Origin of the sequence: Mucilaginibacter pineti (assembly GCF_900101875.1) — a bacterium.
Classification (GTDB): Bacteria; Bacteroidota; Bacteroidia; order Sphingobacteriales; family Sphingobacteriaceae; genus Mucilaginibacter; species Mucilaginibacter pineti.
This window is the reverse complement of the sequence record NZ_FNAI01000002.1, coordinates 185,149-200,040: the sequence shown is the minus strand read 5'-3', so window position 1 is coordinate 200,040 and position 14,892 is coordinate 185,149. Positions and strand designations below refer to the sequence as shown.

At 43.3% G+C, this 14,892-nt stretch carries 14 protein-coding genes; 11 read left to right on the top strand and 3 right to left on the bottom strand.

Annotated features, from left to right (window positions below; genetic code table 11):
• Positions 1-129: 129 nt before the first annotated feature.
• Positions 130-798, top strand: a complete 669-nt coding sequence (locus tag BLS59_RS05195; RefSeq protein ID WP_091145641.1) for a hypothetical protein — start codon at positions 130-132, stop codon at positions 796-798.
• Positions 799-948: 150 nt separating this feature from the next.
• Here BLS59_RS05195 and BLS59_RS05190 read toward each other — a convergent pair whose 3' ends face one another.
• On the bottom strand, positions 949-1,617 hold the full coding sequence (locus BLS59_RS05190) for a phosphatase PAP2 family protein (RefSeq protein WP_091145638.1): 669 nt from the start codon (positions 1,615-1,617) through the stop codon (positions 949-951).
• Between the two features lie 80 nt (positions 1,618-1,697).
• Between BLS59_RS05190 and BLS59_RS05185 the strand changes: the two genes are divergently transcribed.
• The 3 genes from BLS59_RS05185 to BLS59_RS32660 all read left to right on the top strand — a co-directional run bounded on the left by BLS59_RS05185 (position 1,698) and on the right by BLS59_RS32660 (position 4,612).
• Entirely contained in the window at positions 1,698-3,410 is a 1,713-nt protein-coding gene (locus BLS59_RS05185) for an amino acid permease (protein ID WP_091145634.1), read from the top strand.
• Positions 3,411-3,418: 8 nt separating this feature from the next.
• Complete coding sequence (locus BLS59_RS05180; RefSeq protein WP_240315153.1) at positions 3,419-3,832, top strand: DUF5655 domain-containing protein; 414 nt, start codon at positions 3,419-3,421, stop codon at positions 3,830-3,832.
• Between the two features lie 618 nt (positions 3,833-4,450).
• Entirely contained in the window at positions 4,451-4,612 is a 162-nt protein-coding gene (locus BLS59_RS32660) for a DUF559 domain-containing protein (protein ID WP_091147331.1), read from the top strand.
• Positions 4,613-4,694: 82 nt separating this feature from the next.
• On the opposite strand, the gene BLS59_RS05170 is transcribed toward BLS59_RS32660, so the two are convergent.
• Entirely contained in the window at positions 4,695-5,309 is a 615-nt protein-coding gene (locus BLS59_RS05170) for a phosphatase PAP2 family protein (protein WP_091145630.1), read from the bottom strand.
• A 75-nt stretch (positions 5,310-5,384) separates the two neighbouring features.
• On the bottom strand, positions 5,385-7,334 hold the full coding sequence (locus tag BLS59_RS05165) for a KUP/HAK/KT family potassium transporter (RefSeq protein ID WP_091145627.1): 1,950 nt from the start codon (positions 7,332-7,334) through the stop codon (positions 5,385-5,387).
• Positions 7,335-7,529: 195 nt separating this feature from the next.
• Here BLS59_RS05165 and BLS59_RS05160 point away from each other — a divergent pair, with 195 nt between their 5' ends.
• The 7 genes from BLS59_RS05160 to BLS59_RS05130 all read left to right on the top strand — a co-directional run bounded on the left by BLS59_RS05160 (position 7,530) and on the right by BLS59_RS05130 (position 14,881).
• Complete coding sequence (locus tag BLS59_RS05160; RefSeq protein WP_091145624.1) at positions 7,530-8,060, top strand: T9SS type A sorting domain-containing protein; 531 nt, start codon at positions 7,530-7,532, stop codon at positions 8,058-8,060.
• A gap of 1,218 nt (positions 8,061-9,278) precedes the next feature.
• Positions 9,279-9,743 carry an IS200/IS605 family transposase gene (gene tnpA / locus BLS59_RS05155; RefSeq protein ID WP_091145620.1) on the top strand — a complete coding sequence of 155 codons (465 nt, stop codon included), beginning with the start codon at positions 9,279-9,281 and terminating at the stop codon, positions 9,741-9,743.
• A 184-nt stretch (positions 9,744-9,927) separates the two neighbouring features.
• Positions 9,928-10,539 (top strand): fumarylacetoacetate hydrolase family protein, encoded by a 612-nt coding sequence (locus BLS59_RS05150; protein WP_091145616.1) that lies wholly within the window; start codon positions 9,928-9,930, stop codon positions 10,537-10,539.
• A 3-nt stretch (positions 10,540-10,542) separates the two neighbouring features.
• Entirely contained in the window at positions 10,543-12,258 is a 1,716-nt protein-coding gene (locus BLS59_RS05145) for a M23 family metallopeptidase (RefSeq protein ID WP_091145613.1), read from the top strand.
• A gap of 84 nt (positions 12,259-12,342) precedes the next feature.
• On the top strand, positions 12,343-12,801 hold the full coding sequence (gene bcp / locus BLS59_RS05140) for a thioredoxin-dependent thiol peroxidase (protein WP_091145609.1): 459 nt from the start codon (positions 12,343-12,345) through the stop codon (positions 12,799-12,801).
• 68 nt (positions 12,802-12,869) lie between these two features.
• On the top strand, positions 12,870-13,715 hold the full coding sequence (locus BLS59_RS05135) for a transketolase (protein ID WP_091145607.1): 846 nt from the start codon (positions 12,870-12,872) through the stop codon (positions 13,713-13,715).
• A gap of 200 nt (positions 13,716-13,915) precedes the next feature.
• Entirely contained in the window at positions 13,916-14,881 is a 966-nt protein-coding gene (locus tag BLS59_RS05130) for a transketolase family protein (RefSeq protein ID WP_091145603.1), read from the top strand.
• Positions 14,882-14,892 lie beyond the last annotated feature (11 nt).

Genomic DNA, 14,892 nt, shown 5'->3' with positions numbered 1-14,892 from the left:
TAAAACAAGGTAATTTATGTCCTCCTGAAACAACATAACATAGCTGATTATCAGCGTCATATTAATTTCATAAAATATCCTATCTGTCATTTATTAAAACCAAATGCTCTTTTACAGGTTAAATAACCTATGAAAAAGATCATTTTAAGTTTAGGCTTTATACTGTATACAGTGTTGGGTTTTAGTCAGGCGCTTAAACCCGTTAAAATAGATAGTTTGGTTACGGTGTCGTTACCGGCCAACTTTCAAAAGAAAGATACTTTAGGTCAGCAGATATATTCAGGTAGTGGTGCTTTGGGTTACATAATGGTAATAAAGGCCAAAAATGCCGATAACAACAAACCGCTGAACAAGGAGCGCGACCTTAAAAAAGTATTTAAAAATTTTGCCGATGGCATCCAGAAGCAATCCATAACGGGCAGTATCATGAACCCGCGCGATACCACCATTGGTTCGCTGGAGGCCCGTGTGTTTACGCTGAGGGTTGATAACAGCAACTCCACCGGCGAGGCTGCACAACTCAGAAATTTCATCTTGCTTTATACCCAGGAGGCTACGTATACCTTTGAGTATTTTTATCCCGAAGTAAGGGGTGCCTTGGCTTTGCCTGAGTTAAAGGAATTTTCGGCCTCTATTAAAGTGGCGCCGGCGTTAAATCGTAAGGATCAATACTTATCAAACTCAAATGGTTTATCGCCCGGCCTTAAAATAGGTTTGTTTGGTGGCGTGCCGCTGATTATCATTATAGTGCTGGTTGCCAGCATCCGCAGGAAAAAACGTTTGGCCGCAGAGTTGTAATCGCTGTATCGCTTGTAGAACACACCCCTGCTCCCGCGCTATCCGTTCGCGCCCCCTCTCAAGAGGGGAATTGAAAAGTAAACTTATAAAGCGGTGGTGCCGTGCGATTCCCCTCTTGAGAGGAGCGGAGGGGTGTGTTTCACCACCGAGTTATTTTTTACGGATAGTTTGCAGCAGTCCTCTCGTCCAGCCGGGGGTGTGGATGAATTGCCGGCCATCGAGCCAGGTAAGCCAGAAAACGGTTACCATTACGCCAATAACAGATCCGGCCATCACATCTTCAAAAAAATGCTGGGTTAAATACATTCTGGAATAACCTATTAAAATAGCTATCAATAAGGCTGGGATACCCCAGCCTTTATTTTTGCACAAATAAGTAATTACCAACGCCGCCGAAAATGCACTCACCGTATGCCCCGAAGGGAAACTGTGGGTGCTGAGTATATACAAACCTTTAACGGTATGTACTTTATCCCATTGATCCTGAAAATAAACCTTGGGCCGGGGTGCGTCAAATATGAACTTTAGTATCTGTGCCACTATGGCTGTAATGGCATAGCTTGAGGCCAGCAAAAGAAATTTCCGGTAGCTGAATAACAGCATAATGAGCGACAGGGTGATGGCCGTAATGCCATCGCCCAGATCGGTAATGTAGGGTTCAATATAATCTGCCCAGGGGCTGTTCCACCCGTTTACGGCAAAATAAATAACCTCGCGGGTATATAGCATTTTGATGGTTAAACAGATGCTTAAAAGCAGTAAGTAGAGTATAAAAAATGGCCATATCCTCTGTAAAACATCTTTTATCCCTATCTTCATGGTGCAAAATAAGCATATACTTATTCAATGCAAAAAAATGATTATGTTTGGATTGACTTACACTCATTACTTTTAATTATATGTCGAAAAGCATATTTCGAAAAAAATCTGTTGAAAAAATATTACATGATGTTGAGTGCGGTTTCAGCGACAGCGAACACCCTGGCACAGCATCCGCACAACTCAAAAAAGAACTTAACGTAAGAGATTTAACCCTGATGGGGATAGCCGCCGTTGTGGGGGCAGGGATATTCAGCACCATTGGCGAAGCTTCTTTTCAGGGCGGCCCGGGTGTAAGTATATTATTTATCATAACCGCGGTAACCTGCGGTTTTTCGGCTTTATGCTATGCCGAATTTGCATCGCGTATACCCGTTGCGGGCAGCGCCTACACCTACGCCTACGCCTCATTTGGCGAACTGATAGCCTGGATCATAGGCTGGGATCTGCTGATGGAATACGCTATAGGCAACATCGCGGTAGCCATATCATGGAGTACGTACTTTGTGAACCTGTTAGAAGGTTTCCACATTCACCTGCCAAAATATGTTTATACCGATTATCTTTCGGCATTTAAGGCGCACGAGGAGGTTGCCAAACTTACCGCAAGCAACCACCTTGCCGATATTACCGATACACTTAAAGATAATGCCGCAGCCTGGGCAAGCTCGCCGGGGGTTGGTAACCTGAGGTTTATAGCAAACATACCGGCGCTGGCCATTGTATTTATAATTACCTACCTGGTTTACATCGGCATCCGCGAAACAAAAAAAGCTACTAATGCCATGGTTTATTTAAAAATAGCTATTGTACTGGCGGTTATCGTTATCGGCTTTTTTTATGTAACCCCTGCCAACTGGCACCCCTTTATGCCTAATGGCTTTAGCGGCGTAATGAAAGGCGTATCGGGCGTGTTCTTTGCCTATATTGGTTTCGATGCCATATCAACAACGGCCGAAGAATGCGAGAAACCGCAGCGCGATTTGCCGCGTGGTATGATCTATTCGCTGGCTATTTGTACGGTGCTTTATGTGTTGATCTCCCTGGTACTTACGGGCATGGTAAGCTACAAGGAACTGCAGGTTGGCGATCCACTGGCGTTTGTATTTGCTAAGGTTGGTTTGCACAATATCAGCTATGTGATTTCCATTAGCGCTGTAATTGCTACCGCCAGTGTGCTCCTTATTTTTCAGCTGGGCCAGCCGCGTATATGGATGAGCATGAGCCGCGATGGTTTGCTGCCAAAGGTTTTCTCAAAAATACACCCTAAGTATCATACCCCCTCGTTTTCAACCATTGTTACCGGCTTTGTGGTAGGTATCCCGGCGCTGTTTTTAAACCTTACCGTAGTTACCGATCTGACCAGTATAGGTACCTTATTTGCCTTTGTATTGGTTTGCGGGGGCGTATTAATGTTACCGCGCGAAGCAGCCATAAAAGGTAAATTCCACTTACCTTACATCAACTCGCAATTTATAGCGCCGGTGGTTTATGTGGTGTGCCTTGTTTTGTTCTGGAAACCATTCCTTGAACTTTTCTCGGGCGAAAACATTCATCAAAAATTCCCTTTCTTTTTGTTCATCATATTATCAACCAGCCTAACCGTGCTTTCGGTATTTAAAAAACTGTCGCTGATTCCCGTTTTAGGGTTGCTGAGCTGCTTTTACCTTATGGCACAACTTACTTACGATAGCTGGATCCGCTTTTTGGTATGGCTGATAGTAGGGCTTGTAATTTACTTCACTTACAGCTACAAGAACAGTGTTATAGGCAAAGAGGCTAAAAAGGCATAACTGCACCCATGTGGACCTGCCCCATTTGCGCCCGCGAGTTTACAGCCACCAATCAGCTGCACTCCTGCCGCGAGCGTAACCTGGGCGATTTTTTGGCCGGAAAATCCGCGCATACTGTTGACCTGTTTGATCACCTCATTACTGAGTTTTTGCAGCTGGCGCCGGTAAAGGCTTATCCCACCAAAAGTATGATAGCCCTTGGCCTTAAAACCAATTTTGCCTACGTTACGCAATTGGGTAAAAACTTTATTGATGTTGTTTTTCCCTTCGATGAAATTTATGACGATAACCTCTGTTTCGCCAAAATAAAGACGGTACCGGGTACTAATCAACATAACCACCATTTCCGGATGTATCTGAAAGAGGATATTAACGACGAAGTGAGAGGGTTTATGAGGAAGAGCCTGGAAGCTGAAAGTTAGGTGGGGTGCTTGTCAATTGCTTGAGAGAGGGGAACTAACCGCAGAGTTACTCACCCGACCATCGCTACGCTTGGTCATCCTCTCTTCGCCTTCGGCGGAAAGAGGGGTTTGCTTTGGTTGAAACTATCGCAAGAAAAGGGAAATTAAAAACTGTTTTCACCCTCTTTACGGCAAAGCTGTAGAGAATGTAGGCCAGCGAAGCGCAGACGGGGTGAGTCGAACAGTTATGCAGAGCCCATTGGTTGGGGTTACAAAAACATCATATCCTTGCGCTCGTTTGTAACGAGTGGTTAAAGTGTTTTTGCGTCTACGACGCATCTTCGCGATACAATCGCGTAACCATGTTAAGCACTCGTTACAAACTACAAGTGTTGGGAAGATAAAAAGCATTGTCATTTCGAACGAGGTACGAGGAGAAACTATCTCTTGAGCGATAGCGAAAAATCTTCTACGATATGCAATTGAACTTAGCATTTCGTAGAGGATTTCTCCTTGCCGCTCACACGCAATTCCCATGCAGGCTCGTCGAAATGACAACCTTTTTATTAAAATTTGGTCTTCCCAACACTTGTGGTTACAAACGAGCGCAAGTTTCGAAATTGACAGAGGTTACCACCTATTTACATTACAAAAGAGCAGGATGAATTAAGAACAGTAGTTTTAAATAGTTTAGGCTTTGAAGTTATCCGATTCACCAATGGTGAAGTAATAAGAAATCCGAACGGCACATTTTTAACAATAAAGGAAAAGTTGGACAATCAATCCAATAGAAAAATCTAATCCGTACAATAAATAATGATTAGAAAGTCCTCTCCTTTGGAGAGGATTATTTCATGAGGGCTTCGCCGTTTAGGTGAGGCTCCTAATAACCTTCATGCTTTTTCTTCTTCCCCATGATCCATTGCTGGGCTTTATAGGTAAGATAGGCCGAACCTACGCCCAGGGCTGCACCTGCCAATACATCGCTTGGGTAATGCACGCCTAAGTACATGCGCGAGTAACCTACGGCACCTGCATAGGCAAACGAGGGCGCTATAACATACCATTTAGGAATAGCCAAACTAAGCGATGTTGCCGCAGCAAATGCCGCAGATGTATGCCCCGAAGGGAATGACGAATCTGTAGGATGATCTTTGGGGATTATAACATCGGGATGCGTAACAAAGGGACGCGGCCTGTTAACTATTTTTTTGACGAGCAGATTGGTGCCGCCGGCAATTATTATAGCCGATGCAGCTTGTAATCCATCGGCTTTAAGTTCATTATCGTGGTTAATGAAACCAGCTATGAGTAAACTTGCCGGTACCGATGCATCTATAAAAATGGCCTTGCGTGTAAAATACTTCCAGTTCCTGTCGGCAGTGGTGTTAACCGGGCCATTAATGGCTTTCAGCAGGTTAAGGTCAAGTCCCTGGGCAAAAACAACAGCGGTAAAAAGCAGGAACCAAAAGGTTAAGAATAGTTTTTTGATATTCACGGGCTATTATATGACTCCGTAAATATCAAAAAATATTCTGTAGTAATTCTGAATTAATATACGCTTAATGCAAATTTAATTTACGCGATGGATCTCAACCGCATCCGGAATGGATAGCATCAGCGGAACTTTTTCAACCGTAACAAAACTCAGGTCGAGGCCGAAACCGCGTTCTTCTGATAAGCTCACCTTTTTCAGGTAAACATAAAAATCCATAATAAAACGCTCGTAAAACGAAAGGTTATGTGAACGCGATAATACTTTCTCGATCACCACAAATCTAAAATCGCCCACAATTTTGTGTTTGTTTAATGATTTGTAGTTACTGGTAATATCTACCTCGCCTTTTTTAACCAGGTCTTCAACTACTTTCCTGAACAGGAGGTTTATCTGCTGCTCAACCCTGAAACCTAATTTAAAGTCAATACGGATAAGTTTGTTTGGCACCAGGAAATCAACCTCGTACTCGCGTTTGTAAGGCTCATCCACCACATCAACGTGAACCAGCCAATATACATCGGCACGCTTAGGCTGCTTTTGTAAAATGGAGTAAACTATTTTCGATTCAATTTCTGAGTTAAAGTTGGCACTGGTTAAGTACACCAGCTGCGATGCGTATTTGGGTACGCTTTCGTCGGCACTCAGTTCATTTATGATATTGTAGTAATCGTCTATCCCAACAAATTTCACGTAACGGTTACGGATCTTGCGTGCGGTATGCCATGTCCACATGATGGTGAACAGTACAAAGCCAATAGACAGCGTGAACCAGCCGCCATGCACAAACTTAACCAGGTTACCCGCAAGGAAAGTGCCCTCAATAAACAGGTAGATAACCAAAAACGCGGTGATCATGTATGATGGTACTTTTTTACGCTGCAGGAATTTTGATACCAGTATAGTGGTCATGAGCATGGCCACCGTAATACTTAAACCGTAAGCAGCTTCCATCCTGTCTGAATGGCGGAAGATGATCACCACACCCAAACAACCGGCCCAAAGCAACCAGTTAACGCTGGGCACATATAATTGCCCTTTTTGCTCAGATGGATAGTTGATCTTTACTTTTGGCCAAAGGTTTAATCTCACCGCCTCGGCAATAAGCGTAAACGATCCTGAAATAAGCGCCTGGCTGGCAATTACTGCCGCTACCGTAGCTATCCCGATACCGAAGATCAGGAACCAATCGGGCATTATTTTATAAAAAGGGTTGTTAACGTTAAGGTTAATGATACTGTTGTTGCGTTGCAGCAGCCAAACCGCCTGGCCCAGGTAATTTAATATTAAGCAGGTTTTAACATATATCCAGCTGATGCGGATGTTTTGTTTACCGCAATGGCCCAAATCTGAATATAAAGCCTCGGCACCCGTTGTACATAAAAATACCGCACCCAATACAATAAACGCGTTGCCGCTTGTGCTATGCCTAAGTAATTCATAAGCGTAGTAAGGGTTTAAAGCCCGCACAATACCCGGCGAAAGAACGATATAAGAAATACCCAAAACGCCCATCATGGTAAACCAGATGAACATGATAGGTCCAAAAGCCTTACCAACCAATGATGTACCAAATTGCTGTATGATGAATAAACCGGTAATAATGGCCATTACAATTTCAACAGTGGGCAAATGCGGAAACGTGGTTTGCAAACCCTCAATGGCCGATGAAATAGTAATAGGCGGGGTAATGATACCATCGGCAAGCAGGGCGCAGCCACCAACTACAGCGGGTACTATAAGCCATTTTGCCTTACGGCGCACCAGCGAAAACAGGGAGAATATGCCTCCCTCACCCTTGTTATCGGCACGCAGCGTTATTACCACGTATTTTAATGTGGTTTGCAGCGTTAATGTCCAGAAAATGAGGGATACACCACCCAGAATAAGGGTTTCAGAAATTCGTTGCTGTCCAACGATGGCTTTAAATACGTATAGTGGGGAAGTACCAATATCACCGTAAATTATTCCTAAACTGATCAGAAGGCCGGCGGCCGTCAGTTTTTGCAGATCTTTATGGTTTGACACGTTATTGTTTTAAAAAGCCCAAAAATATTAAATTTTTCCGTTAAAACTTAAATTATCGTTAAACGTATAAGTAAATTATAAGTCAATACCCTTAAAGCTTTGTATATTGTTAAAATTTGTTAAAAAGTTTTATAAAAAGTGCATTTTTTTAGTTGATGAGGGCATTATTTATACTTTTGTAACCAAGACTTAATCATGAGACGGAAAATTACTTATTCCTGTATTTACACTTACACGTGGTGCATATTAATTGCGACAGCAATTTTTATGAACTTTGCGTTTGTAGCAGGAGCTGCTCCGATCAAAAATAAGCCGCTTAAAAGCGATACTACTTACCTGCACCCAACAAAAACCAAGGCAGGCAAAACATCTTATTTAAAAAACGGACTGCACCTGGTATTACCCCCTTTAAAACCGGCCGTAACATCAAGCGTTAAAGTTAGCGTATCCCGCCCTGATGATAAATTGCTTAACGAGGTACAAACTTACCCCAACCCGGTTACCGACCAGATAAATGTAAAATACTCCGTAAGCCGTAATGCCAACGTTACTATTAAAATAATGGATATGCTGGGGAATGATATTACCACCCTGTTTTCGCAAAGGGTTGATATTGGCGATCACAGCTTTAACTATCCCGTTAATAACAAACTTACCCGCGGCTTTTATTTTGTACGCGTAGTAGCCGGCACCGAATCGGTTATCAAACGAATTTCGGTATTGTAAGCTTCATTTCGGATTTGTTTCGTCGTCACCATCCAATTTAGTCAATATTTTCCCCTGAGTGGGTAGCCTCTACGAGGCAAAGGTTATCGGGCTGCCTTGTCTACTACAAATAGGTAGCACCTAACGGTGCAGGCTAATCCTCCATCGGGGAGAAATATTTGTAATAAGAATTACAAATAGGTAGTACCTTACGCCGTAGGTTAATCCCCCATCAGGGGAAAGCATTTGTAGAAAAATGAAGGCCTACAAATAGGTAGTACCTTACGCCGTAGTTAATCCCCCATCGGGGGAAAGCATTTGTAGAAAAATGAACGCTACAAATAGGTAGTACCTAACGGTGCAGGCTAATCCTCCATCGGGGAGAAATATTTGTAATAAGAATTACAAATAGGTAGTACCTTACGCCGTAGGTTAATCCCCCATCAGGGGAAAGCATTTGTAGAAAAATGAACGCCTACAAATAGGTAGTACCTTACGCCGTAGTTAATCCCCCATCGGGGGAAAGCATTTGTAGAAAAATGAACGCTACAAATAGGTAGCACCTAACGGTGCAGGCTAATCCTCCATCGGGGAGAAATATTTGTAATAAGAATTACAAATAGGTAGTACCTTACGCCGTAGGTTAATCCCCCATCAGGGGAAAGCATTTGTAGAAAAATGAACGCCTACAAATAGGTAGTACCTTACGCCGTAGTTAATCCCCCATCGGGGGAAAGCATTTGTAGAAAAATGAACGCCTACAAATAGGTAGTACCTTACGCCGTAGGTTAATCCCCCATCGGGGGAAAGCATTTGTAGAAAAATGAACGCTACAAATAGGTAGTACCGTACGCCGTAGGCTAATCCTCCATCGGGGAGAAATATTTGTAATAAGAATTACAAATAGGTAGTACCTTACGCCGTAGGTTAATCCCCCATAGGGGGAAAGCATTTGTAGAAAAATGAACGCCTACAAATAGGTAGCACCTAACGGTGCAGGCTAATCCTCCATCGGGTACTACCTATTTGTAATAAGAATTACAAATAGGTAGTACATTACGCCGTAGGTTAATCCCCCATCAGGGGAAAGCATTTGTAGAAAAATGAACGCCTACAAATAGGTAGTACCTTACGCCGTAGTTAATCCCCCATCGGGGGAAAACATTTGTAGCAAAGAATGAACATCGATTTCTTTGCCTCGTAGAGGCTACCCTAATAACAATTTTGTTAAATTTGATAATGCCTAATACTTATACACAACTTTATATCCATTGCGTATTCGCTGTAAAATACCGGCTGGCAATTATAGACACCTTATGGGAAGATCGTTTGCATAGCTACATAACCGGAATTGTTCAAAATAACGGGCATAAAATGTTAGTTATAAACTCCGCCAGCGACCATCTACACATGCTTATCGGTCTAAATCCTAAACAATCAATATCCGATATGATGCGCCTCGTTAAAGGTGATAGTTCCGAATTTATAAACAAGGAAGGTTTTACCAAAAGAAAATTCCATTGGCAGGAAGGTTATGGCGCTTTTAGCAACAGCAAATCGCAAATAGATGGAGTTGTAAAATATATAATCAATCAAAAACAACATCATCTTAAAAAATCATTTAAAGCCGAATACCTGGACATATTAAAAGATTATTCGATTGATTATGATGAAAAATACGTTTTTAATGATCTGTTAGATTAAGGGTAGCACCTAACGGTGCAAAAACATCATATCATTTTTTCTACAAATAGGTAGCTCCTACGGAGCAGCTATATAATGCCTTCCCTATATTTATTTCGGATTCCAGACGTTCAATTTGGGATTAATTTTAGATTTTTGAACCGCTGGGTATAAATAGCCCGTTTAACGAAATCCAAATAACAAAATGAAAATAATTGCCATTGGCCGCAACTATGCTGAACATGCTAAGGAATTAAATAACCCGGTGCCGGCTGTCCCGGTTATTTTTATGAAGCCGGATACCGCCTTGTTAAAGGATAACAAACCTTTTTACCACCCCGATTTTTCTGACGATATACACCACGAAATTGAGATAGTGCTTAAAATAAGCAAAGAAGGTAAGCATATTACCGAGAAATTTGCGGCCGGCTATTACGAAGAAGTTGCCCTGGGTATTGATTTTACGGCACGCGATATCCAAACCCGCCATAAAGAAAAGGGCCTGCCCTGGGAACTGGCCAAAGCGTTTGACGGCTCGGCGCCGGTGAGCAACTTTGTGCCCAAAACCAAATTCGCGGATATTTACCAGGTGGGTTTTAAGCTGGAAATAAACGGCGAAGTAAGGCAGCAGGGCAATACCCGCGATCTGCTGTTTTCGTTTGAAAGTATTATTGCCTTTGTTTCACAATACATCACCCTAAAAAAGGGCGACCTTATATTTACAGGCACCCCCGCGGGTGTATCAAAAGTAAAAGTTGGCGACAGGCTGGAAGGCTATCTGGAAGATGAAAAACTGCTTGACTTTTACGTTAAATAACTAATGATAAAAAAATATATTATTACCCTATGCGCGCTGTACCTGGGCTTTTACGCCAATGCGCAGCAGTCGCCCATTATACAAAGTAAGCAATACCCGCAAAATTATTTTCGCTACCCGCTTGATCTGCCGCCTACTACGGCAGGTTCTTTTGGCGAATTGCGGCCCGCGCATTTCCATTCGGGATTGGATTTTAAAACCAACCAGCGCACCGGTTACCCTGTACATGCCGCCGCCGATGGTTATGTATCAAGGGTACGTGTACAGTTTGGTGGTTTTGGTAGGGCGGTTTATATAACACACCCTAATGGGTACACCACCGTTTATGGTCACCTGCAAAGTTTTAGCGCGGCAATTGCAGCCCTGGTTAAAGCCTACCAGTATGATCATCAAACCTACGAGGCCGATTTTAAACTGGAAGCCACGCAGGTAAAAGTTTGTAAGGACGAAGTTTTTGCCATCTCCGGCAACGCTGGTGCATCGGCGGGGCCGCATGTGCATTTCGAGATCAGGGACAGCCAAACGGAGGAAACCATTAACGCCCAGTTGTTCGGTTTAACTATTCCGGATAAGGTACCGCCATCTATCACCTCCATCGGTATTTACCATCTCAACGGTAACCCGTTCAGCGAAAAAACGCCAAAGGAATTTTTAGGCGTTACCGGCGCGGCGGGCAGTTACCACCTTACCAAGCCGCAGGTTTTACATTTAAGCGGCAACATTGGCTTCGGTATTAATACCACCGATATGAATAGCACATCAGCCAATCATAACGGCATTTACTCGCTGGAGCTAAAGCTGGATGGCCAAACGGTTTATACGTTTGCCGTTGAACGTTTCGCGTTCGATCAAACCCATGCCATTAACGCTTATATTGATTACCCGGCGTTCACCTCATCGCGCAGGTGGATGCAGAAGTGCTTTATAATGCCGGGAAGCCATATTTCGCTTTATCCGCAATCCATTAACCGCGGTATCATCACTTTTAATGATAATGCGTTGCATGATGTGGAATATGTAGTAAAAGATGTTGCCGGTAATACTTCCTCACTGAAATTAAAAATACAATCATCGGCATTTAACGCGCCGATTACCAAAATAGCGGGCACCCTGTTTCATTACGACGAGAAAAGTGAGTTTAGCACCGATAAGGTAAAAGTTAGCGTTAGCCCGGGCAATTTGTATGACGATCTGGATTTTATTTACTCCGTTTCGGCAAAACCGGTGAATGGTTATTCGCAGGTACACCATATTCATAACGCGCTTACCCCTATTCACGACAGTTACAGCCTTTGGATAAAACCCGATGTTGACCTGGGTAAGTATGCCGATAAAGCCGTAATTGTAAGCACCGCGGGCTTTTGCCAGGGCGGCTATTACCAGGATGGCTATGTAAAAGGCCAACCGGCCAGCTTTGGCGATTTCTACATAAAAATAGATACCGTGCCGCCTGTAATTACACCGCTTAATATTAAAAATGGCAGTCACATGGCCGCAGCCCGCAGCATCAATTTCAGGATGAGTGATAACCTGTCGGGTATAAAAAGCTACGTGGGTACTATCGACAATAAATGGGTGTTAATGGAACACGATTATAAAAGTAAAATTCTAAGTTATACCTTTAGCGGCGATATTGGCCCGGGCAAGCATGTGTTTAAGCTTACCATTGGCGATAACAAAAACAACTTTGCAGATTTTACTGCGGAATTTTATAGGTAAGGATCGGGGTTCGGGTAGTCTGGTTCGAGTAACAAAACAGTCCCTCGCCCCTGGCAACACGAAACTCATAACTCAAATAAAAACATGGCAACTTTAAAAGACGGCGATAAAGCCCCCGAGTTTACAGCTAACGACCAAAACGGTAAAACCGTTTCGCTGAGCGATTATAAAGGCAAAAATGTGATCCTTTATTTTTATCCCAAAGATGATACCCCGGGCTGTACTGCCGAATCATGCGATTTCAGGGATAATTACCAATCGTTATTAGGCAAGGGCTTTGAAGTTATCGGCGTAAGTACCGACGACGAAAAATCGCACAAAAAATTCGAAACCAAATACAGCCTGCCATTTACCCTGATTGCCGATAACGAAAAACAAATTGTTGAAGCCTACGGCGTTTGGGTTGAAAAAAATATGTACGGCAAAAAATATATGGGCACCGCCCGCACCACCTTTATTATTAATGGTGATGGCATCATTACCAAAGTAATTGATAAGGTAGATACCAAAAATTCGTCACAACAAATTCTCGACCTTATTTAATAATAAGTGTTAAAAGAACAATCATTATTATAAATTTTATTACTTTCGCCTTTCCCTAATCACTTTTAATGAAAGCAGACATACAAGAATTAGAAAAAACCGCATCGCAGATCAGACGCGATATTGTTAGAATGGTACACGGCTGTCAGTCGGGCCATCCGGGTGGCTCATTGGGCTGCACCGAGTATTTTACCGCCCTTTATTTTTCGGCCATGAACCACGATCCAAAGTTTAACATGGATGGTATTGGCGAAGACCTTTTCTTTTTATCAAACGGCCACATTTCGCCGGTATTTTACAGCACTTTGGCACATGCAGGCTATTATGATAAGGCAGAACTGGCAACTTTCCGTAAGTTAAACTCGCGCTTACAGGGTCACCCTACTACGCATGAGCATTTACCGGGTATCCGCATTGCGTCGGGTTCGTTAGGTCAGGGTTTATCTGTTGCTATTGGCGCAGCACTGGCTAAAAAACTTAATGGTGATAAATCACTGGTATTTACCCTGCATGGCGATGGCGAATTACAGGAAGGACAAATTTGGGAAGCAGCTATGTTTGCACCCCACAACAAGGTAGATAACCTGATATCAACAATTGATGTAAACGGCCAGCAAATTGACGGACCAACAAACCTGGTACTGTCATTAGGCGATTTACATGCCAAATGGGTAGCCTTTGGCTGGGATGTTTTGGAGATGAAAGGTAATGATATGGCCGATGTGGTGAAAACCCTGGAGCTTGCCAAAAGCCGCACTGGCCAGGGCAAACCTATCATGATATTAATGCATACCGAAATGGGGTACGGCGTTGATTTTATGGCAGGCAGCCACAAATGGCATGGTGTTGCCCCTAACGATGAGCAACTGAAACTGGCTTTGGCTCAATTAGAAGAAACACTGGGCGATTATTAGGCCTGTGGTGTGAGGTCTGTTGTGTGAGGTCGGAAGACGGAGGTGAGTCGAAGGTTGGAAAACAGCTTTACATCACACCTCAGAACACACAAACCAGATCTCAGAAGACCACACAAGCCACACCTCAGAACCCAGCCCCAGAAACCACAAACCAAAATCACACACCTCAGGCAACAGGCCTCAGACCACAGAAAACAGAAATGAAGAAATATACTTACACAGATAAAAAAGATACACGCTCGGGCTTTGGCGCCGGGCTGCTGGAAGCCGGCAGAAAAAACGACCAGGTGGTTGCACTTTGTGCAGATCTTATCGGTTCGTTAAAAATGAATGATTTTATAAAAGAATTTCCTGAACGCTTTGTACAGGTTGGTATTGCCGAAGCTAACATGATGTGTATAGCAGCAGGCATGACCATTGGCGGTAAAATTCCTTTTACAGGTACATTTGCCAATTTCTCTACCGGCCGCGTTTATGACCAGATCCGCCAGTCTATAGCTTATTCAAACAAAAACGTAAAGGTTTGCGCATCGCACGCCGGTTTAACTTTGGGCGAAGACGGCGCTACCCACCAAATTTTGGAAGACATAGGCTTAATGAAAATGTTACCGGGGATGACCGTTATTAATACCTGCGATTATAACCAAACTAAAGCCGCAACTATAGCTATTGCCGAATACGAAGGTCCTGTTTACCTGCGTTTTGGCCGTCCGGTTGTGCCTATTTTTACAGATGCAGATCAAAAGTTTGAGATCGGTAAGGCATGGATGGTGAATGAAGGCGCAGATGTAAGTATATTTGCTACCGGTCACCTGGTTTGGCAGGCTATTTTAGCTGGTGAAATTTTGGCCGAACAAGGTATTGATGCCGAGATCATCAACATACACACCATAAAACCTTTGGATGCCGAGGCTGTATTAAAGTCGGTTGCAAAAACAGGTTGCGTAGTTACTGCCGAAGAGCATAACCGCCTTGGTGGTTTGGGCGATAGCATTGCGCAGGTATTGGCTACCCATACCCCGGCCCCGCAGGAGTACATTGCTGTAAATGATAGCTTTGGCGAAAGCGGAACACCCGAGCAGCTGATGACCAAGTATGGCCTTGATGCCGAGCATATTGTGCTGGCAGCCAAAAAGGTGATAGAAAGAAAAAACAAAAATGCTTAATTAGCATTTAA